Origin of the sequence: Pseudomonas sp. BF-RE-25, assembly GCF_019956105.1 — a bacterium.
Classification (GTDB): domain Bacteria; phylum Pseudomonadota; class Gammaproteobacteria; order Pseudomonadales; family Pseudomonadaceae; genus Aquipseudomonas; species Aquipseudomonas migulae.
On sequence record NZ_JAHBDB010000088.1, the window covers coordinates 38,545 to 57,816 of the forward strand.

At 60.5% G+C, this 19,272-nt stretch carries 21 protein-coding genes; 8 read left to right on the forward strand and 13 right to left on the reverse strand.

All coding sequences use genetic code 11. The annotated features are described in order from the left end of the window. The first annotated feature begins 111 nt into the window (after positions 1-111). The 6 genes from hemA to KGB24_RS27810 all read left to right on the forward strand — a co-directional run bounded on the left by hemA (position 112) and on the right by KGB24_RS27810 (position 5,466). Positions 112-1,401, forward strand: coding sequence for a glutamyl-tRNA reductase (gene hemA, locus KGB24_RS27785; RefSeq protein ID WP_223415250.1), 1,290 nt, complete (start codon positions 112-114; stop codon positions 1,399-1,401). Next, positions 1,398-2,480, forward strand: coding sequence for a peptide chain release factor 1 (gene prfA / locus KGB24_RS27790; protein WP_008025856.1), 1,083 nt, complete (start codon positions 1,398-1,400; stop codon positions 2,478-2,480). The genes hemA and prfA overlap by 4 nt, the downstream gene beginning before the upstream one ends. Further along, on the forward strand, positions 2,481-3,311 hold the full coding sequence (gene prmC, locus KGB24_RS27795; RefSeq protein ID WP_223415251.1) for a peptide chain release factor N(5)-glutamine methyltransferase: 831 nt from the start codon (positions 2,481-2,483) through the stop codon (positions 3,309-3,311). Further along, a complete protein-coding gene (locus KGB24_RS27800) occupies positions 3,305-4,060 on the forward strand; it encodes a molybdopterin-synthase adenylyltransferase MoeB (protein WP_008025859.1) in 756 nt (251 codons plus the stop codon). Before prmC ends, KGB24_RS27800 begins: the two co-directional genes overlap by 7 nt. Then, positions 4,053-4,844: a glutamate racemase gene (murI, locus tag KGB24_RS27805; protein WP_008025861.1), complete on the forward strand. Its 792-nt coding sequence runs from the start codon at positions 4,053-4,055 to the stop codon at positions 4,842-4,844. Before KGB24_RS27800 ends, murI begins: the two co-directional genes overlap by 8 nt. Before the next feature lie 103 nt (positions 4,845-4,947). Beyond that, positions 4,948-5,466, forward strand: coding sequence for an acyloxyacyl hydrolase (locus KGB24_RS27810; RefSeq protein WP_192419158.1), 519 nt, complete (start codon positions 4,948-4,950; stop codon positions 5,464-5,466). Positions 5,467-5,587: 121 nt separating this feature from the next. On the opposite strand, the gene KGB24_RS27815 is transcribed toward KGB24_RS27810, so the two are convergent. The 12 genes from KGB24_RS27815 to KGB24_RS27870 all read right to left on the reverse strand — a co-directional run bounded on the left by KGB24_RS27815 (position 5,588) and on the right by KGB24_RS27870 (position 15,739). Continuing rightward, on the reverse strand, positions 5,588-5,893 hold the full coding sequence (locus KGB24_RS27815) for a YkgJ family cysteine cluster protein (protein ID WP_008025864.1): 306 nt from the start codon (positions 5,891-5,893) through the stop codon (positions 5,588-5,590). 53 nt (positions 5,894-5,946) lie between these two features. Next, a complete protein-coding gene (locus KGB24_RS27820) occupies positions 5,947-6,453 on the reverse strand; it encodes a DUF2878 domain-containing protein (RefSeq protein ID WP_008037214.1) in 507 nt (168 codons plus the stop codon). After that, entirely contained in the window at positions 6,446-7,717 is a 1,272-nt protein-coding gene (locus KGB24_RS27825; protein ID WP_223415252.1) for an SAM-dependent methyltransferase, read from the reverse strand. Before KGB24_RS27825 ends, KGB24_RS27820 begins: the two co-directional genes overlap by 8 nt. Next, positions 7,704-8,519 carry a DUF1365 domain-containing protein gene (locus KGB24_RS27830; RefSeq protein ID WP_223415253.1) on the reverse strand — a complete coding sequence of 272 codons (816 nt, stop codon included), beginning with the start codon at positions 8,517-8,519 and terminating at the stop codon, positions 7,704-7,706. Before KGB24_RS27830 ends, KGB24_RS27825 begins: the two co-directional genes overlap by 14 nt. Then, on the reverse strand, positions 8,516-9,763 hold the full coding sequence (locus tag KGB24_RS27835; protein ID WP_223415254.1) for an NAD(P)/FAD-dependent oxidoreductase: 1,248 nt from the start codon (positions 9,761-9,763) through the stop codon (positions 8,516-8,518). Before KGB24_RS27835 ends, KGB24_RS27830 begins: the two co-directional genes overlap by 4 nt. Further along, positions 9,760-10,542 (reverse strand): SDR family NAD(P)-dependent oxidoreductase, encoded by a 783-nt coding sequence (locus KGB24_RS27840; RefSeq protein ID WP_223415255.1) that lies wholly within the window; start codon positions 10,540-10,542, stop codon positions 9,760-9,762. Before KGB24_RS27840 ends, KGB24_RS27835 begins: the two co-directional genes overlap by 4 nt. Next, positions 10,539-10,961 (reverse strand): nuclear transport factor 2 family protein, encoded by a 423-nt coding sequence (locus tag KGB24_RS27845; RefSeq protein WP_223415256.1) that lies wholly within the window; start codon positions 10,959-10,961, stop codon positions 10,539-10,541. Before KGB24_RS27845 ends, KGB24_RS27840 begins: the two co-directional genes overlap by 4 nt. Then, entirely contained in the window at positions 10,954-12,399 is a 1,446-nt protein-coding gene (gene phrB / locus KGB24_RS27850) for a deoxyribodipyrimidine photo-lyase (protein ID WP_223415257.1), read from the reverse strand. The genes KGB24_RS27845 and phrB overlap by 8 nt, the downstream gene beginning before the upstream one ends. A gap of 21 nt (positions 12,400-12,420) precedes the next feature. Beyond that, positions 12,421-13,362 (reverse strand): MerR family transcriptional regulator, encoded by a 942-nt coding sequence (locus KGB24_RS27855; RefSeq protein ID WP_223415258.1) that lies wholly within the window; start codon positions 13,360-13,362, stop codon positions 12,421-12,423. Beyond that, positions 13,362-14,321, reverse strand: a complete 960-nt coding sequence (locus KGB24_RS27860) for a YbgA family protein (RefSeq protein WP_223415259.1) — start codon at positions 14,319-14,321, stop codon at positions 13,362-13,364. Before KGB24_RS27860 ends, KGB24_RS27855 begins: the two co-directional genes overlap by 1 nt. A gap of 219 nt (positions 14,322-14,540) precedes the next feature. Continuing rightward, positions 14,541-14,756, reverse strand: a complete 216-nt coding sequence (locus tag KGB24_RS27865; RefSeq protein WP_008025883.1) for a TIGR02450 family Trp-rich protein — start codon at positions 14,754-14,756, stop codon at positions 14,541-14,543. Further along, positions 14,753-15,739 (reverse strand): NAD(P)/FAD-dependent oxidoreductase, encoded by a 987-nt coding sequence (locus KGB24_RS27870; RefSeq protein WP_008025886.1) that lies wholly within the window; start codon positions 15,737-15,739, stop codon positions 14,753-14,755. The genes KGB24_RS27865 and KGB24_RS27870 overlap by 4 nt, the downstream gene beginning before the upstream one ends. A 196-nt stretch (positions 15,740-15,935) precedes the next feature. Between KGB24_RS27870 and KGB24_RS27875 the strand changes: the two genes are divergently transcribed. Further along, a complete protein-coding gene (locus tag KGB24_RS27875; RefSeq protein WP_223415260.1) occupies positions 15,936-16,838 on the forward strand; it encodes a TIGR01777 family oxidoreductase in 903 nt (300 codons plus the stop codon). Positions 16,839-16,851: 13 nt separating this feature from the next. Continuing rightward, on the forward strand, positions 16,852-17,874 hold the full coding sequence (gene hemH, locus KGB24_RS27880; protein WP_223415261.1) for a ferrochelatase: 1,023 nt from the start codon (positions 16,852-16,854) through the stop codon (positions 17,872-17,874). 123 nt (positions 17,875-17,997) lie between these two features. Here hemH and KGB24_RS27885 read toward each other — a convergent pair whose 3' ends face one another. Beyond that, on the reverse strand, positions 17,998-19,272 hold the full coding sequence (locus tag KGB24_RS27885) for a uracil-xanthine permease family protein (protein ID WP_008025891.1): 1,275 nt from the start codon (positions 19,270-19,272) through the stop codon (positions 17,998-18,000).

The following is a 19,272-nucleotide window of genomic DNA, read 5'->3' on the forward strand; positions in this document are numbered from 1 at the left end:
ACCGCTCGCAAGCCCGGGCATCGGCTACCAGGTCAATAGAGATCGAGTAGTTGTTCTGAATCTGTCGAAGTAGGACAATTGCCGGCTTCACGTCACCATCAGCGACCTTGAATGGCCTTCCTTGCACTCGGTATTAACCACAAGACTGCTTCAGTAGACGTCCGCGAGCGCGTGGCCTTTACCCCTGAGCAGCTGGTGGAGGCCTTGCAGCAGCTCTGCCGACTCACCGACAGCCGCGAAGCTGCGATCCTCTCCACCTGCAATCGCAGTGAACTCTATATAGAACAGGATCACCTTTCGGCGGACGTCGTGCTGCGCTGGCTGGCCGATTATCACCATCTGAGCCTCGACGAGCTGCGCGCGAGCGCTTATGTGCACGAAGATGATGCGGCAGTTCGTCACATGATGCGGGTCGCCTCCGGGCTCGATTCGCTGGTGCTGGGCGAACCGCAGATCCTCGGCCAGATGAAATCCTGCTACGCCGTGGCCCGCGAGGCCGGCACCATCGGTCCGCTGCTCGGGCGTTTGTTCCAGGCCACGTTCAATGCGGCCAAACAAGTGCGCACAGACACCGCCATCGGCGAGAACCCGGTGTCCGTGGCGTTTGCCGCAGTCAGCCTGGCGAAACAGATTTTCAGCGACCTGCAACGCAGCCAGGCCTTGCTGATCGGCGCCGGCGAGACCATCACCCTGGTCGCCCGCCATCTGCATGAACTGGGGGTAAAACGCATCGTCGTCGCCAACCGCACCCTGGAGCGCGCAAGCATTCTGGCCGAGCAGTTTGGCGCCCATGCCGTGTTGCTCTCGGACATTCCGGCCGAACTGGTGCGCAGCGACATCGTCATCAGTTCCACCGCCAGCCAGTTGCCGATTCTCGGTAAAGGCGCGGTGGAAAGTGCCTTGAAACTGCGCAAGCACAAACCGATCTTCATGGTGGACATCGCCGTACCGCGCGATATCGAGCCTGAAGTCGGCGAGTTGGACGACGTTTACCTTTATAGCGTCGACGATCTCCACGAAGTGGTCGCCGAAAACCTCAAGAGCCGTCAAGGCGCTGCGCAAGCGGCGGAAGAGATGGTTTCGGTCGGCGCCGAAGATTTCATGATCCGTCTGCGCGAACTGGCAGCGGTGGATGTACTCAAGGCCTATCGCCAACAAAGCGAACGCCTGCGTGACGAAGAATTGCAGAAGGCCCAACGCATGCTGGCCAATGGCAGCAGCGCCGAAGATGTGCTGGTGCAACTGGCGCGTGGCTTGACCAACAAACTCTTGCACGCCCCGAGCGTGCAGTTGAAAAAGCTCTCAGCCGAAGGTCGCCTCGACGCACTGGCCATGGCCCAGGAACTCTTTGCCCTCGGTGAGGGCTCATCGGATAGCTTTTCGGATAAAAAACCGCAATGAAAGCGTCACTGCTCAATAAGCTGGACATCCTCCAGGACCGTTTCGAGGAATTGACCGCCTTGCTTGGCGACGGCGAGGTCATTTCCGACCAGACCAAATTCCGCGCCTATTCCAAGGAATACGCGGAAGTCGAGCCGATTGTCGACGCCTATAAACAGTTGCTCAAAGTACAGAGCGACCTCGAAGGCGCCCAGGCACTGCTCAAGGACAACGACCCGGACATGCGTGAAATGGCCGTGGAAGAAGTCCGCGAAGCCAAAGAGCAATTGATCGAGATCGAAGCCAGCCTGCAACGCATGCTGCTGCCCAAGGACCCGAACGACGGGCGCAACGTGTTCCTTGAAATCCGTGCCGGCACCGGCGGTGACGAGGCGGCGATCTTCTCCGGCGACCTGTTCCGCATGTATTCGCGTTACGCCGAGCGTCGCGGCTGGCGTGTGGAAATCCTCTCGGAAAACGAGGGCGAACATGGCGGCTATAAAGAAGTCATCGCCCGCGTCGAAGGCGACAACGTCTACGGCAAGCTGAAATTCGAATCCGGCGCGCACCGCGTGCAACGGGTTCCGGCCACTGAATCCCAGGGGCGTATCCACACTTCGGCGTGCACCGTGGCCGTATTGCCCGAGCCGGACGAGCAGGAAGCGATCGAGATCAATCCGGCGGACCTGCGGATTGATACCTACCGTTCTTCCGGTGCCGGTGGCCAGCACGTCAACAAGACGGACTCGGCGATCCGCATCACGCACTTGCCGTCCGGTATCGTCGTCGAGTGCCAGGAAGAACGTTCCCAGCACAAGAACCGCGCCCGGGCGATGTCCTGGCTGTCGGCCAAGCTCAATGATCAGCAGACCAGCGCAGCGGCGAATGCCATCGCCAGCGAGCGTAAGTTGCTGGTCGGTTCGGGTGATCGCTCCGAGCGCATCCGCACCTACAACTTTGCCCAGGGCCGGGTCACCGACCACCGGGTCAACCTGACGCTGTATTCCCTCGACGAAATTCTCGCGGGCGGTGTCGATGCGGTGATCGAACCGTTGCTGGCCGAATACCAGGCCGACCAATTGGCAGCGATAGGTGACTAAATGACGATCATTGCCAGTTTGTTGCGCGCCGCTGATTTACCCGACTCGCCGACGGCGCGTCTGGATGCCGAATTGCTGCTGGCGGCGGCGTTGGGCAAGTCCCGCAGTTTTCTGCACACCTGGCCGGAGCGCATCGTTCCGAGCGACGCCGCGCTGAAGTTTGCCGAGTACCTGCAACGCCGTCGTGGCGGTGAGCCGGTGGCTTACATTCTGGGCCAGCAAGGTTTCTGGAAGCTGGATCTGGAAGTTGCGCCGCACACCTTGATCCCGCGCCCGGACACCGAATTGCTGGTGGAAGCCGCGCTGGAATTGTTTCCCGCCACCCCCGCGAAGGTCCTCGATCTCGGCACCGGCAGCGGCGCCATTGCGTTGGCCCTGGCCAGCGAGCGTCCGGCGTGGAGCGTCACCGCTGTGGATCGTGTACTCGAAGCCGTGGCTTTGGCCGAGCGCAATCGTCAGCGTTTGCACCTGAACAACGCCACCGTGCTGAGCAGTCATTGGTTCAGCGCCCTGGAAGGTCAGCGTTTTCAACTGATCATCAGCAACCCGCCGTACATTGCATCCGCCGATCCGCATCTGGTGGAAGGCGATGTGCGCTTCGAACCGGCCAGTGCCTTGGTAGCTGGAGTCGACGGGCTCGACGATTTGCGTTTGATCGTCGCCCAGGCCCCGGATTATCTGGAAGCGGGCGGCTGGCTGATGCTCGAACACGGTTATGATCAAGCCGAAGCCGTGCGCGATTTGTTGCAGACCCGCGGCTTTGAAGAAGTCCACAGCCGCTCCGATCTGGGCGGTCACCAACGGATCAGCCTGGGGCGCCTGCCGTGCTGAATGATCAGGAATTGTTGCGCTACAGTCGGCAGATTCTGTTGCAGCACGTCGACATCGACGGCCAGTTGCGATTGAAAGAAAGCCGCGTGTTGATCATCGGTCTCGGCGGGCTCGGTTCGCCGGTTGCGTTGTACCTCGCCGCCGCGGGCGTCGGTGAGCTGCATCTGGCGGACTTCGACACCGTCGACCTGACCAACCTGCAACGCCAGATCATTCACGACACCGACAGCGTCGGCCAGACCAAGGTTGATTCGGCGATCCGCCGCCTGAGCGCGATCAACCCCGAGATCAAGCTGGTCGCCCATCGTGCCGCGCTGGACGAAGATTCCCTGGCCGCTGTGGTGGCCACAGTGGACCTGGTCCTCGACTGTTCCGACAATTTTTCCACCCGCGAAGCGGTCAACGCTGCGTGCGTGGCGGCCGGCAAACCGTTGGTCAGCGGCGCAGCGATTCGTCTTGAAGGGCAATTGTCGGTGTTCGATCCGCGCCGTCCGGACAGTCCGTGCTACCACTGTCTATACGGGCACGGCAGCGAAGCTGAATTGACGTGCAGTGAAGCGGGCGTCGTCGGTCCTTTGGTGGGACTGGTCGGCAGCCTTCAGGCGCTGGAAGCGATGAAACTGTTGGCCGGTTTCGGCGAACCGCTGGTAGGGCGCCTGTTGTTGATCGATGCCTTGGGTTCGCGCTTCCGTGAATTGCGCGTCAAGCGTGATCCGGGCTGCAGCGTCTGTGGGCCGAAACATGCGTGAAGCGCCCATTGGCGTGTTCGACTCCGGGGTCGGTGGGCTGTCGGTGCTGGCCGAGGTCCAGCGTTTGCTGCCTAACGAGTCTCTGCTGTACGTCGCCGATTGCGGCAATATTCCTTACGGCGAGAAAACCCCGGAATTCATTCGCCATCGTTGCAGCGTGATGGCCGAATTTTTTCAGCAGCAAGGCGCCAAGGCCCTGGTGCTGGCCTGCAACACGGCGACGGTGGCCGGTGTTGCCGATTTGCGGCGCGACTTCCCCGAGTGGCCCATCGTCGGCATGGAGCCTGCGGTCAAACCGGCCGCCGCCGCGACCCGCAGCGGCGTGGTCGGTGTCCTCGCCACCACCGGCACCTTGCAGAGCGCCAAGTTCGCTGCGTTGCTCGACCGTTTCGCCACCGATGTGCAGGTGATCACCCAACCGTGCCCAGGGCTTGTGGAGCTGATTGAAAACGGCGATCTGCACAGTCCCGCCCTGCGTGAGTTGCTGGCCCGCTATGTCGGGCCGCTGCTCGCCGCAGGCTGCGACACGATAATTCTCGGCTGCACGCATTACCCCTTCCTAAAGCCGTTGCTTAAGCAGATGATCCCCGAGGACATCAGCCTGATCGATACCGGCGCCGCCGTCGCGCGACAACTTCAGCGGCTGTTGGCCGAGCGTGAATTGCTGGCTGAAGGTCCAGCTCGCGCAGCGCAATTCTGGACGAGTGCCGATCCGGAACATTTCAGAAATATCTTGCCGATACTGTGGAATACCGCTGGCGTTGTGCAAAGCTTCAATAGGTAGTTTGGGGAAACGGGTAATTGGGGTGAACTTCTGATTAAGCGTCGACTTCTATTGCGGTAAGCAAAAAAAAACCATACGAAATCGTACGGAAAAGGATGTTTCTATGAAGCGACTATTCTGCTTGGCCGCGATTGCGGCTGCATTGATGGGGCAAAGTTTTACCGCACAGGCGGCAGGCGTGGAGTTCGGGGTCGGCCAGACCAGCGATTCGACCATGACCTATCGATTGGGCATGCAATTCGATTGGGACAAGAGCTGGTTGCAAAGTGACGTCGGTCGTTTGACCGGTTACTGGAGTGGTGCCTACACCTATTGGGAAGGCGACAAGACTTCCAGCAACCACAGCCTGTCTTTCTCGCCGGTGTTTGTTTATGAGTTTGCCGGTCAGAACGTCAAACCTTATCTAGAGCTCGGGGTTGGCGTGGCGGCGTTCTCGAATACCGAACTCGAAGGCAACGAACTGGGCAGTGCCTTTCAGTTCGAAGACCGTTTTGGCTTCGGTCTGCGTTTTGCGGGCGGGCATGAAGTCGGGATTCGTGCGACGCACTATTCCAATGCGGGGCTCAGCAGCCCGAACGATGGTGTAGAAAGTTACGCGCTGCACTACACGATGCCGTTGTAAGACAAAACGCGGTCCCTTGTAGGAGCTGGCTTGCCAGCGATGGTGGGTCAGCTACGGTGATGTCGACTGACACACCATCGCCGGCAAGCCGGCTCCTACAGGGAGCGAGGTGTTTTCAAGATCATCGATACGCCGTGCTAATCCCCTGGCGCTCTTCGATGCACTCCGGTGCGCCCATCTCGAACTCCCGGCAGATCAGCGGGCGTTTTTCGTAGATCGTGCACATCATCGTGTTGCGATCCAGCGCGGCGCACCAGCCGTCGTCCAGGCGCAGCATGACTTCCCCGCCCCAATCATCGGTATCGATAAAACGTTCGGGCACGCCGGTGTCGGTGATCAGCATCACTTCGAGCTGGCAGCAGCAGGCCGCGCAGGTCGAGCACGTGACCGCAGGCTCGGTGATTTGCGTGTGGGGAATGGTTTTCATGGCACGCAGTGTAAGTCAGTCGGTCGGTGCTGTGTGAAAGGCCGGACGGACGCTCAGTCGTGGGTGTCGGACGACGCCAGGCGCCGGGCCATGAAATGCAGCGTGGGAAACAGCAGCGCCCAAAGTAATCCGATGCCGATCAGCGTCGGTAATTGGCCGTAAGGGAATTGCACCCCGGCCAGTTGTCCTCCCGCGTAATACGACAACGGCCCACCCACGGCGCCCAGCAAGCAGCCCAGCCACCAGGGCGTTGCGCTCCATTGCAGGCAATGGCGCAACGTCGTGGCCAGCAACGCCCACAACAACATCAGCCATAGTGGAATCAGCGGCGCGACATCGTTGAACTCGAACACCCCCAGCCAGCGCAATGAACTGTCGACGGTCGTGCCCAGCAGCACAACGCTGAGAATCAGCCGGCCTTCGTCCGCCCAACGACTTATCCACAGCAGATGAATCACCAACGCGCCCAACGCCACCAATAACCACAGACTGTTGCCGCCGATCACGCAGGCAAGCCAGCCGAGCTGGAACAGCACAGCGTTGGCCAGGCGTTCAAGCATCGAAACGGCCGAGCAGCGGCGCGGTGATCGCCGAAGGTTTGGCCAGCAGCAACTGCGCGGTGCCGATGGTGCGCTCCAGGAAACCACCTTCGCAGTAGCACAGGTAAAACTCCCACAGCCGCAGGAAATAATCGTCGTAGCCCAATTCGCTCAAGCGGCCTTGGGCGCGGCGAAAATTCTCATGCCACAGGCGCAAGGTTCGCGCGTAGTGCAGGCCGAAATCCTCCATGTGCAGCAAGTTCATGTCGGTGTCGCGGCTGACGATCTCGAGCATTTTCTGCACGCAGGGCAGGGCGCCGCCGGGGAAGATGTAGCGCTGAATGAAATCGACACTGCCCTTGGCCTGCTCGTAGCGCTGTTCGCGGATGGTGATCGCCTGTAACAGCATCAAGCCATTGCTCTTGAGCAAGTGCGCACACTGCTTGAAGTAGGTCGGCAGAAAGCGATGGCCTACAGCTTCGATCATCTCGATCGACACCAGTTTGTCGTACTGCCCGGTGAGGTCGCGGTAATCCTTGAGCAACAACGTGACCTGGCCTTGCAACCCGAGGGTTTCGATCCGTTGCGCGGTAAACGCGTACTGCTCCCTGGACAACGTGGTGGTGGTGACTTTGCAGCCATAATTCTGCGCCGCGTACAGCGCCATGCTGCCCCAGCCGGTGCCGATTTCCAGCAGGTGATCGCTGGGCTTGAGGTCGAGTTTCTGGCAGATCCGCTCCAGTTTGTTCAACTGCGCCTGTTCCAGACTGTCCTCGGGACTTAGAAATTGTGCGGCCGAATACATCATGGTCGGGTCGAGAAACTGTTCGAACAGGTCGTTGCCCAGGTCGTAGTGAGCGGCGATGTTTTTCTGCGAACCCTTGCGTGTATTGCGATTGAGCCAGTGCAGGCCTTGAACGAAGGGCCGGCCGAGTTTCGCCAGGCCACCTTCCAGCGAATCAAGTACGTCAAGGTTACTGACAAACACGCGAACCACCGCCGTCAGGTCCGGCGAGCTCCAGTAACCGTGAATAAATGCCTCGCCCGCGCCGATTGAACCGTTACTCGCCACCAGCCCCCACGCCGCTGAGTCGAGGATGTGGATTTCCCCCTGCAAATGACTGCCAGCGGTGCCGAAGACCTGCCGCTCGCCATCCTCGATCACCACCAGTTGCCCGTGCTTGAGGTGCGCCAGTTGCCGCAGCACACCGCGACGCAGCAACGTCCCGGTCAAGCCGTTAGTGCTGAGTAGAGTGGCTTTGGCCGAGACGCTAGAGGATTTCATGGCGGCGATCCTTGGGCGGAACGGTGGCGGTTTGAAAGCTGCCGTCGGCAGCTTGATGAGCAAATATCGGCACGCGTTTGAACAGCAGGCGCAGGGCTTGCCAATAAATCGCCAGGCAGGTTTTTGCGGTCATCCACGGAAACCGCCGCAGGTATCGGTGCAGGCTGGCGCGACTCAGGGCTTCGCGTTTCAGGTTGAGCGTGGCGTCGAACAGCTTCAGTTCGCCCTGCCAGTCGGCCATGTGCACGCCGAGTTTTTTCGCGACGGGGCTGAAGCTCATGCGGTGTTCGAGATCGCGTGGCAGAAACGGCGACACATGAAAGGCCTTGGCTACGGCGAAATGCTGATGGAAATCGCGCAGGTCATCCGGCGTCCTGGCCGGCAACACGTAGTGATAACGCTCGCGCCACGGGGTATTGGTGACTTCGGCAACGATTGCCGCCAGTTGGCCGTCGGCTTCGTAACAATAAAAAAAACTCACCGGGTTGAACGCCAGGCCCCAACTGCGAGGCTGGGTCAGCAGGCAGACCGAACCTTGTGGCGCATGACCGATGGCCTGGCGGACCTGTTCGCGCACCGCATCGATCAGGCGCATGCCGTTGCCGGTGAAGGCTTTGAGGTAGTCGCTTTCGCGAAACGAAAACGGCGAGAAACGGCGGTTGCCCGACAGCGGCGATAACCCGAGTACGGCGTCCTGTTCATCGAGATCGAGGTACAGCAGGCCGATCCGGTAACGGAATTCATGGCGCCTTGGGGCAAACCGCCGATGGGCGATCCAGCCGCTGTAGAGCGCGCTGTTCACAGCACTTCCCCGAGCGAGCGGGCCACGCGCAACGCGCTGACCACGCCATCTTCATGGAAACCGTTGGCCCAGTAGGCGCCGCAATAAAAGCTGTGTTGCGCGCCATTCAATTCTTCCCAGCGCTCCTGCGCCGCCACCGCCGCCAGGCTGTATTGCGGATGGGCGTAGGTGAACCGGCCGAGCACCATGGCCGGGCTGATGCCGGCGCTCTGGTTGAGGCTGACGCAAAACGTGGTGTCGCTCTGGATGCCTTGCAGGATGTTCATGTCGTAGGTGACCGCCGCCAGCGTATGGCCGGCGCCACCGAGGCGGTAATTCCAGCTGGCCCTGGCAAGTGTGCGCGACGGCAGCAGGCGTGTGTCGGTGTGCAGCACCACTTCGTTGTCGGCGTAGGGCAGGGCGCCGAGGATCGACTGTTCGGCATCGCTCGGTTTGGCCAGCAGTTTCAGCGCCTGATCGCTGTGGCAGGCGAACACCACTTTGTCGAAGCGTTCGCTGCCGGCGCGGCTGTGGATCACGACGCCATCGGCATCGCGCTCGACCTGCATCACGGGGCAGTTGAGGCGGATCTTCCGGTTAAAGGTTGCGGTCAACGGTGCGATATAAGCACTCGAACCGCCCTCGATCACACGCCATTGCGGGCGATTGTTGACCGATAGCAAACCGTGATTCTTGAAAAACCGCACAAAGAATTGCAGCGGAAAATTCAGCATGTCGGCCATCGGCATCGACCAGATCGCCGCGCCCATCGGCACGATGTAGTGCAGGATGAACCGCTCGCCGTAACCGCCGGCCTTGAGGTATTCATCGAGCGTGGTGTGCGCCGCGATCCGGCCCTCGGACAGGTCGAGCCGGGCGCGTTTGTTGAAGCGCACAATGTCGCGCAGCATGCCCCAGAACCCCGGTGACAGCAGGTTGCGGCGCTGGGCGAACAGGCTGTTGAGGTTGTTGCCGTTGTACTCCAGGCCGCTGTCCGGATCGGTGACCGAGAAACTCATCTCGGTCGCTTTGAAACCCACGCCGATCTGACCCAGCAAGCGAATGAAGTTCGGGTAGGTCCAGTCGTTGAACACGATGAAACCGGTGTCCACGGCATGACGCTCGCCATCGACCTTCACGTCCACGGTGTGGGTATGGCCGCCGACCCGGTCGCCAGCCTCGAACAGGGTGATCTCGTGACGGCGATTCAGCAGGTAAGCACTGGTCAGCCCCGAGATGCCGCTGCCGATGATGGCGATGTTCACGGCGCGTCCTTGATCGGCGGACTGCTGCGGACCATGCGTTTGCCGATGGCGAGCTTCACCCGGTTGGGCATTTTCGACAGCGGCCAGAGCGCCGCCATGAACAGCGCCGGGAACGCGATCTCCAGTGGCCGGTTTTTCAGTTTGGCGAAGATGTGCCGCGCCGCTTTGCCCACCGGCCAACTGAGCGGCATCGGGAAATCGTTCTTCGCCGTCAGCGGAGTCTCGACGAACCCCGGGCTGACCACAGTGACTTCGATGCCTTCGGGCGCCAGGTCAATGCGCAACGATTCGAACAGATAACGCAGCCCGGCCTTCGACGCGCCATACGCCTCTGCCCGTGGCAGCGGCAGGTAAGTCACCGAACTGGCGACGCCCACCAGATGCGGCGCGAGGCCTTTGCGCAACAGCGGCAGCGCGGCTTCGATGCAGTAACTGCTGGCCAGCAGATTGGTGCGCACCACGTGCTCGACGAGCGACGAATCGAACTGCTGAACGTCGACGTATTCGCAGGTGCCAGCATTGAGAATCACCGTATCCAGCGAGCCCCAGTCGTGCGCGATTTGCTCGCCGATTTCGCGTACGGTCTGGCTGTTGGTCAGGTCACCCGCCACCACCAGCACTTGCCCGGGATAGCGTTGCGACAAGACTTTCAGCGGCGCCAGCGAACGTGAACTGACCGCCAGGTGGGCGCCGGTTTTCAGAATTTCCTCGGCCAGCGCGGCGCCAATGCCACTGCTGGCCCCGGTCAGCCAATATCGTCGTGGAGGTGTAAGGCTCATCCCATTCTCCTTTTCAACCAGGCGATAGCCCGGCCCAATACGGGTACATGTTCGTAAAGCAGCGCCCCGGCATCGAAGTAGTCCCGGTGGCGATAAACCTTGTCGCGCCAGAGCAGGTGCGAGCAGCCTTCCACCCGAATCAAACGCCCGCCGGCCAGGTGTGGATGGCGGTAGCTCATGACCCAGCGCAGATAACCTTCGCCTTCGCCGATCTGGTCGAAGCCGTGAAAATCAAAGCGCAGTTCGCTGACATTGGCGTAGAGCTCACTGAAATAGCTGCGCAAATGCGCGAGGCCCTGTACTTCGTGCAGCGGATCGGTGAAGTGCACATCGTCGGCGTACAGCTCATTCAGGCGCTGCAGGTTGTCTTTGCTCAGCTCGGCAAACTGCCAGGCGAAGCGGCGCAGGAAATCACTCATAACCGCCTCCCGCGTTCTGTCGCGACGGCAGGTTTTTGAACGCCGCCAGTGCGCGTGTACGGGATGTACTTAGATTGACGATCGGCGACGGATAACCTGCCACGCCAAACAACCCGCCGAGGTTCGCCGGGTTGTGCACGTCTTTCTTGTTCAGTCCGGCCAGCTCCGGCAACCAGTGCTTGATGAACAGGCCTTCGCTGTCGAATTTTTCCGATTGGCTGAGCGGGTTGAAAATCCGGAAGTAGGGCGCCGAATCGGTGCCGGTGGATGAGCTCCATTGCCAGCCGCCGTTATTCGCCGCGAGATCGCCATCGATCAGGTGCCGCATGAAAAAACGTTCGCCTTCACGCCAGTCGATCAGCAGGTTTTTGGTGAGGAACATCGCCACCACCATGCGCAAGCGGTTGTGCATCCAGCCGGTTTCAAGCAGTTGGCGCATCGCCGCGTCGATGATCGGCAGACCGGTGCGCGCTTCTTGCCAGGCTGCCAGTTCGTCGGGTGCATCGCGCCAGGCCAGGGCTTCGGTTTCCGGGCGGAAGGCGCGGTGACGGGAGACGCGCGGGTAGCCCACCAGAATGTGTTTGTAGAACTCGCGCCACAGCAATTCGTTGATCCAGGTGACGGCGCCGACTTTGCCGCTTTCGAACTCGCCCTGATTGCTTTGCAGGGCGGCATGCAAGCACTGGCGCGGGGAAATGACGCCGGCCGCCAGGTAGGCCGAGAGCTGACTGGTGCCGGGTTTGGCCGGGAAGTCACGCTCACTTTTGTAGTAGTCGATCTGCGCATCGGCGAAGGTGTCCAGACGGCGTCGGGCTTCGGCTTCACCGGCGGGCCAGAGCTTTCGCAAGGTGTCGCTGGGCGTGTCGAAGCCTGCAACGCTTGAAGGGATTTCATCGCTGTCGATGTTCAGCTTCGATTGCACCGCTGGCGCCCTGACGAGACTCGGCAATGAACGGTGCAGACGGTCGTAGCAGACTTTGCGGAACTGACTGAAGACCTGGAAATACGTGCCGGTCTTGGTCAGCACGGTGCCGGGGCTGAACAGCAACTGATCGAGGTAGCTATAAAAGTCGACGCCTTTGGTTTTCAGTGCTTCTGCCACCGCTGCATCACGACGGCTTTCGTGAATGCCGTATTCCTCGTTGACGTGCACCGCGTCGATCTTCAACTGCTGGCACAGGTCGAGCAGAACCTTCGGCGCTTCATCCCAGCGAGAGGCCGTGCGAATCAGCAACGGGATGTTCAACTCGCCGAGTGCACGGCTCAGTTCACGGAGGTTGCGCAGCCAGAAATCCACTTTGCACGGCGCGTCGTCATGCTCGCGCCATTGTTCCGGGCTCAACAGGTACACCGCCACGCTCGGCCCCCGGGAAGCGGCGGCCGAGAGGGCGGTGTTGTCATGTAGACGCAAGTCGCTGCGCAGCCAGATCAATTGCATGGTGGTGTCCGTACGATTCATTTAAATAAGCCCGCGCTGTACCAGGTCCTGATGCGCCGATAGCGGATCTTCGGCCAGGAACAATTCAGCAATCTCTGTGGTTTTTACGGACAACTCGGCGTGGTGGATGCATACCGTTGGTCCGGCAATCATTTTTGGGCAACTGACACCGTTGAAAAGTTTCGGCAGCTGCGCAAGGTTCATGGCTTTGCTGGAATACAGCAGTACGCCGCGGGCTTGCAGGTGATCGACCGCCAGTGCGAGCTCGCCCGCCGGTAACGGCCAGTCGAACACTTCCACCGGGCAATCGGCGCTGCTGATCAACCACGCGGTGAGCCACAGATGCGGTTCCAGCGGCAGGTCGGAGTGATTGATCAACAGCAGCGGTGCGGTGCGCAGTTGACGGTTGTTATGGTAGATGCGCGCGCCGAATTTGCTGCGTAACCAGGAGTGAAAAAACACGCGCTCCATCTGCGCGCCAAACTGGCCTTGCCAGCGTTGTTCAAGTTCGGCCAGCAATGGCATCAACAGTTGTTCGCACAAAGTCCGTGGCGGGTACAACGCGATCGCCTGGTTGACGGTGTCATCGAGGGTGCGTTCGTTGAGCCGAGTGACTGCTTGCAGCAGCGTGTTGCACAGCACTTGCCAATCATTTTCGACCGATTCGCTAAAGGCTTGCGGGGTGTCGAGCAGTTGCTTGACCTGGCTGACGGCCACGCCGCGATTGAGCCAGGTGAGGATTGTCAGGATGCGTTGCACGTGTTCGGCGCTGAACAGCCGATGCCCTTTGGGCGTGCGTTGCGGCACGATCAAACCGTAACGCCGTTCCCAGGCGCGCAAGGTGACGGCGTTGACGCCGGTCTGCCGGGCCACTTCACGAATCGGCAGCCAACCCTCATCGAGGGCTTTCTTGAAGTCGGCGCCGAGGTCTTCGCGGGCACTGGTGTCGAGTGGGGTTTTCATCAGATCGCGTTTCGCAGGCTGAGGTTTTCCGGGTGCGGTTGCAGGTAAACCTGTTGCGCAATGTACGGATCCGGGTGTTGGCGAAAGTGATGCTTGAGCAGCGTCAGCGGCACCACCAACGGCACGATGCCGTGGCGGTACTGGCCGATGACGTGTTGCACTTCCTGTTTGTCTTCAGCGCTGATGACCTGCTTGAGGTAACCGCTGATGTGTTGCAGAACGTTGGTGTGGGTGCGGCGCGTGGCGCACTTTTTCAAGGCCGCCATCAGTTCGCTGAAATAGCGAGGGCCGAGTTCTTTCGGGTCGATCCGGCCCATGTTGCCCAGCAGATTGCCCAGGGTTTTGTACTGCACCGGGTTGTGGGCCATCAGCAGGTATTTGTAGCGCGAGTGAAATTCCGTCAATCCGCGACGAGTCAGGCCTGCTTGCAGCAACTGTTGCCAGGCGCTGTAGGCGAACACACGGGTGAGAAAGTTTTCCCGCAGCACCGGGTCGTTGAGCCGGCCGTCTTCTTCCACCGGCAGGTCCGGGTGCAGCGCACAGAAAGCCTGGGCATAGATGCCACGGCCACCGCCGTCTACCGGTGCACCGTTGGCGTGGTAGACCTTGACCCGATCCAGTCCGCACGACGGCGATTTTTGCATGAAGATGTAGCCGCAGACATCGTCCAGCTCGGCGGCCATCTTCCGGGCGTAATCGGCCAGCGGCCGGGTGACATTCAGTTCGGGGTGAACAGTGCCGATGGCTTCGGGGCGTTCAGCGTCACCGACCAGTCGAATGGGCTGGCGAGGAATGCCCAGGCCGATGGCGACTTCCGGGCACACCGGGACGAAATCGAAATACTCGGTGAGGGTGCGGCTGCACAGCCGCGATTCCTTGTGCCCGCCATTGAAACGCACCTCGGCGCCCATCAGGCAGGCGCTGATGGCGATTTTCGGTTTCGCGCTGGCGTGGGGCATCGGAGCACCTCGAATCCAAACCTGTACAGGATTTAATTTCTGTACAACATGTGTTTCATCATAGATTCAAAGGTGTACAAGTCAAATTGTTTGTATAAGTATTTGGCGTGTTGGTAGGAGCCGGCTTGCTGCGGGCGGCGTTCCGACGATGAACGATGACGGGGTTTACCTGCTAAACCGTAGCGCCTGCATCGCCGGCAAGCCGGCTCCTACAGGGATCTAGTTCCAGCCCAGTAGCCAGGCGTTGCTGTTTTTCAGGGTTTGCCAGCTCAGGCGTTGATTGCGCTTGGTCAGCACCGCCTGCAATTCGACGTCCAGCACCGTGCCTTCCTCGTCGCGGAACAACTCGATGACCAGAAAATGTTTTTCGCGGTTTTGCGGGTGGGCTGCTGTCCACTTCGACAGCAGCAATTTGCTCGGGTTAATGCGGTTCACTGCAAGTGCGCATGCAGGCGACGGGCAGCTTCCTGTCCACTGAGCCAGGCACCTTCGACCCGGCCCGACAGGCACCAGTCACCGCACACATACAGGCCCAGGTCGGCGTCAGCCAGTACACCCCATTCATGACTGCTGGCAGGGCGCGCGTAGAGCCAGCGATGGGCGAGGCTGAAGGTCGGAGCCGGCATTGAATCGTGTAACAGTTCAGCAAATGCGCCGTGCAGTTGCTCGATCACGGCTTCCTTGGACAAGTCGATATGTTGTCGGCTCCAGGCGCTGGTCGCGTGCAGCACCCAAGTGTCCAGCGTGTTGTCACGTCCCGGTTTGCTGCGGTTACGCGCCAGCCAGTCGAGCGGGCTGTCCTGCACGAAGCAGCCTTCCATGGGCGTGTCCAGCGGCGTTTCGAAGGCCAGGGCGACGGCCCAGGTCGGGTCCATTTTTACCCCTGCGGCGGCTCCGGCGAGTTTCGGTGCGGAGGCCAGCAAAGCGGTCGCTTGAGGTGCCGGTGTGGCGATCACCACATGGCCGAACGGGCCATGAGTGAAACCTTCGGCATCCTGCAGATGCCAGTGTTCTTCACCGCGATAGACCTCGGTAATGCGGCAGGCAAAATGCACTTCCAGATCGCCAATCAGGCCACGGGTGATGGCGCTCATGCGTGGCGTGCCGACCCAGCGCGTCTGCTCGTCCGGCGACAGGTTGAGCTGGCCGCCGTGGTAGGTATAAAGCTGCGGCGCCCATTCGGCGACCCAGCCTTTGGCTTGCCAACGCTGGACTTCAGTGACAAAGCGGCGATCACGCGCAGTGAAATATTGCGCGCCCATGTCCAGCGCACCCGCATCGCTGCGCTTGCTCGACATGCGTCCGCCACTGCCGCGGCTTTTATCGAAAAGTTGAACGACATGCCCTGCGTCCGTAAGGGCCTGGGCGGCTGAGAGTCCGGCAATGCCGGTGCCGATGATTGCGATAGGTACAGTCATAGGGGCCTCGTTTACCTTTCTGTACAGACTACGCCGTGGTTGAAACCTGTACAATATTGTTTTTCGGTATAACTTTTAGCGTTCTCGTTCTGACAGCTTGGCCTATTGTTAAACACAGACCCTGCCCGATATCAAAGATCCCTGCTTATAAAAATAGACTAGTGATCAGGGTAAAACGCCACGCGAGGAAGAAGTCATGCACATATTGCTGACCGGCGGTACTGGTTTGATAGGACGTCAGCTCTGCCGCCACTGGTTGAGTCAGGGACATCGTCTGAGCGTCTGGAGCCGGACGCCGGCCAAAGTCGCGAAAGTCTGTGGCGCCCAGGTGCGCGCGGTGGCCCGACTTGAGGACCTCGGTCAGGAACCGGTGGATGCGATTATCAACCTCGCGGGTGCGCCAATTGCCGATCGGCTCTGGACCCACCGACGTAAAGCCTTGCTGTGGAGCAGCCGTATCACGCTGACGGAAACCTTGCTGGTGTGGCTCGAAAGCCGTGAACAGAAACCGCAGGTGTTGATTTCGGGCTCTGCCATTGGCTGGTATGGCGACGGGGGCGAGCGGGAGTTGACTGAACATTCCCCTCCGGTGATCGATGATTTTGCCAGTCAGTTGTGCATTGCCTGGGAAGAAACCGCCCAGCGTGCCGAAGCCTTGGGCGTTCGCGTGATCTTCGTTCGCACCGGCTTGGTGCTGTCGGTCGAGGGCGGCTTTTTGTCGCGGCTGTTGCTGCCGTTCAAACTGGGGCTGGGCGGGCCTTTGGGCACTGGTCGGCAGTGGATGCCGTGGATTCATATCAAGGATCAAATCGCTCTGATTGATTTTCTTCTGCATCAGAAAAACGCCAGCGGTCCTTATAATGCCTGCGCGCCCAAACCGGTGCGCAATCGTGAATTTGCCAAGACGCTGGGCAGCGTGCTGCATCGCCCGGCGTTCATGCCCATGCCGGCCCTGGCCTTGAAGGTGGGCCTGGGCGAGTTGTCATTGCTGTTGCTGGGTGGCCAGAAGGCTGTCCCGGCGCGCTTGCTGGAAGCGGGCTTCACCTTCCAGTTCACTGACCTGCGTGCGGCTCTGGACGACTTGTCCAGCCGCCTCTGAAATAGGACGTTGCATGACCGATCACGCGTTGCTTCTGGTCAACCTGGGTTCACCTGCCTCCACCTCGGTGGCGGATGTGCGCAGCTACCTCAATCAATTTCTGATGGACCCGTATGTGATCGACCTGCCATGGCCGGTGCGCCGTTTGCTGGTCTCGCTGATTCTGATCAGGCGCCCGGAGCAGTCGGCCCACGCCTATGCCTCGATCTGGTGGGAGGAGGGCTCGCCACTGGTGGTGCTCAGCCGCCGCTTGCAGCAGGCCATGACCACACAGTGGACGCACGGGCCGGTGGAGCTGGCGATGCGTTATGGCGAGCCGTCGATTGAGTCGAAACTGCTGCAACTCGCCGCCCTGGGCCACAAGCGCATTACCCTCGCGCCGCTTTATCCGCAGTTCGCCGACAGCACCGTGACCACGGTGATCGAGGAAGCCAAGCGGGTGGTGAGCGAGCACAAACTCGACGTGCAGTTCTCGATACTCGAGCCGTTCTACGATCAGCCGGAATACATCGATGCCCTGGTGGCCAGCGCCAAACCGCATCTGGAGCAGGATTTCGATCATCTGTTGCTGAGCTTCCATGGCTTGCCGGAGCGGCATCTGAAGAAGCTCAACCCGGGGCACAGTTTTGAAGGTGGCGGCGATTGCTGCGCCGGTGCGCCACCGGAAGTCGTCGCGACCTGTTATCGCGGCCAGTGCCTGCGCACCGCAGCGGAATTTGCCAAGCGCATGGGCCTGCCGGACGGCAAATGGTCGGTGTCGTTTCAGTCGCGGCTGGGGCGGGCGAAATGGATCGAACCCTACACCGAAGCGCGCCTTGATGAGTTGGCGGGAATGGGCGTGAGGAAGGTGCTGGTGATGTGCCCGGCGTTCGTTGCCGATTGCATCGAGACGCTGGAAGAAATCGGTGATCGCGGGAAAGAACAGTTCCGCGAAGCGGGAGGGGAGGAGTTGGTGCTGGTGCCGTGCCTCAACGATGATCCGCAGTGGGCGAAGGCGTTGAACGCATTGTGTGAGCGAGCGCCGTTGGCGCTTTAAAAAGCATCGTCGGAACGCCGCCCGCAGCAAGCCGGCTCCTACACAGGTCGCGTGAACAACACAAAACCTGTAGGAGCCGGCTTGCCGGCGATAGCGTCCTGAACCGCGACAAAAATCTACGGTTTACAACAAAGGCTCATCCGCCTTCTTGTGCTTCCAGCTGTCATTCCCCGGCAGCAACAGGTTCAGCGCAATCGCCACCACCGCGCACAGCGCGATGCCTTTGAGGCCGAAGTCGTCCGGGCCGGTGCCGGTGCCCACCAGCACGCCGCCAATCCCGAACACCAGCGTGACCGACACGATCACCAGGTTGCGCGCCTCGCCCAGGTCGATCTTGTGGCGAATCAGCGTGTTCATCCCCACCGCCGCAATCGAACCGAACAACAGGCACAGAATCCCGCCCATTACCGGCACTGGAATGCTTTGTAGCAACGCGCCGAACTTGCCGATGAACGCCAGGCTGATGGCGAAGATCGCCGCCCAGGTCATGATTTTCGGGTTGTAGTTCTTGGTCAGCATCACCGCGCCGGTCACTTCGGCGTACGTGGTGTTGGGCGGGCCGCCGAACAGGCCGGCAGCGGTGGTGGCGATGCCATCGCCAAGCAGCGTGCGATGCAGGCCTGGCTTCTTCAGGTAGTCGCGACCGGTCACGCTGCCCACGGCGATCACGCCACCGATGTGCTCGATGGCCGGGGCCAATGCCACCGGAACGATGAACAGAATCGCTTGCCAGTTGAATTCCGGCGCAGTGAAGTTCGGGATCGCGAACCACGGTGCAGCGGCAATCTTCGCGGTATCAACCACGCCGAAATAGAACGCCATCGCAAAACCGACCAGCACGCCGGAGATAATCGGTACCAGGCGGAAAATGCCTTTGCCGAACACCGCAACGATCAGCGTGGTCAGCAGCGCCGGCATCGAGATCAGCATGGCTGTCTGGTAGTGAATCAGCTCACTACCGTCGCCAGCCTTGCCCATCGCCATGTTGGCGGCGATTGGCGCCATGGCCAGGCCGATGGAAATGATCACCGGACCAATCACCACCGGTGGCAGCAAACGGTCGATGAAACCGGTGCCTTTGATCTTCACGGCGAGGCCGAGGAAGGTGTAGACAAAACCCGCCGCCATCACGCCGCCCATGGTCGCTGCGAGGCCGAACTGGCCTTTGGCGAGAATGATCGGGGTGATGAAGGCGAAGCTCGACGCCAGGAACACCGGCACCTGACGCCCGGTGACGATCTGGAACAGAATCGTCCCCAAACCGGCGGTGAACAGCGCCACGTTCGGGTCGAGGCCGGTGATCAGCGGCATCAATACCAGCGCGCCAAAGGCCACGAACAGCATCTGCGCACCCGACAGCACCGTGCGCCAGAGCGGATCGTTGAACTCTTGCTGCAT